The organism is Clostridium boliviensis (genome assembly GCF_033342255.1).
In the GTDB taxonomy this organism is placed as follows: domain Bacteria; phylum Bacillota; class Clostridia; order Lachnospirales; family Lachnospiraceae; genus Lacrimispora; species Lacrimispora boliviensis.
The window spans coordinates 1-1,014 of record NZ_JAWONS010000316.1 but is presented as its reverse complement, the minus strand read 5'-3'; the positions used below and the strand labels follow the sequence as shown (position 1 = coordinate 1,014).

Annotated in this window: 1 protein-coding gene; it reads left to right on the top strand. The window is 51.4% G+C overall.

The window, feature by feature from the left end:
• Positions 1–755: 755 nt before the first annotated feature.
• Positions 756–911 carry a hypothetical protein gene (locus tag RZO55_RS21865; protein ID WP_155634672.1) on the top strand — a complete coding sequence of 52 codons (156 nt, stop codon included), beginning with the start codon at positions 756–758 and terminating at the stop codon, positions 909–911.
• The last annotated feature ends 103 nt before the right edge of the window (positions 912–1,014 follow it).

The following is a 1,014-nucleotide window of genomic DNA, read 5'->3' as shown; positions in this document are numbered from 1 at the left end:
TAACTGTCAGACCAAGTTTACTCATATATACTTTAGATTGATTTAAAACTTCATTTTTAATTTAAAAGGATCTAGGTGAAGATCCTTTTTGATAATCTCATGACCAAAATCCCTTAACGTGAGTTTTCGTTCCACTGAGCGTCAGACCCCGTAGAAAAGATCAAAGGATCTTCTTGAGATCCTTTTTTTCTGCGCGTAATCTGCTGCTTGCAAACAAAAAAACCACCGCTACCAGCGGTGGTTTGTTTGCCGGATCAAGAGCTACCAACTCTTTTTCCGAAGGTAACTGGCTTCAGCAGAGCGCAGATACCAAATACTGTTCTTCTAGTGTAGCCGTAGTTAGGCCACCACTTCAAGAACTCTGTAGCACCGCCTACATACCTCGCTCTGCTAATCCTGTTACCAGTGGCTGCTGCCAGTGGCGATAAGTCGTGTCTTACCGGGTTGGACTCAAGACGATAGTTACCGGATAAGGCGCAGCGGTCGGGCTGAACGGGGGGTTCGTGCACACAGCCCAGCTTGGAGCGAACGACCTACACCGAACTGAGATACCTACAGCGTGAGCTATGAGAAAGCGCCACGCTTCCCGAAGGGAGAAAGGCGGACAGGTATCCGGTAAGCGGCAGGGTCGGAACAGGAGAGCGCACGAGGGAGCTTCCAGGGGGAAACGCCTGGTATCTTTATAGTCCTGTCGGGTTTCGCCACCTCTGACTTGAGCGTCGATTTTTGTGATGCTCGTCAGGGGGGCGGAGCCTATGGAAAAACGCCAGCAACGCGGCCTTTTTACGGTTCCTGGCCTTTTGCTGGCCTTTTGCTCATTAGGCACCCCAGGCTTTACCCGAACGACCGAGCGCAGCGAGTCAGTGAGCGAGGAAGCGGAGAGCGCCCAATACGCAAGGAAACAGCTATGACCATGTTAATGCAGCTGGCACGACAGGTTTCCCGACTGGAAAGCGGGCAGTGAAGTGAAGGCCCATGAGGCCAGTTAATTAAGCGGCCGCGATATCCTGCAGA

What these genes read in the sequence shown, in the direction of transcription:
- RZO55_RS21865 (WP_155634672.1), top strand. Translation starts at nt 756, where the DNA reads ATGGAAAAACGCCAGCAACGCGGCCTTTTTACGGTTCCTGGCCTTTTG.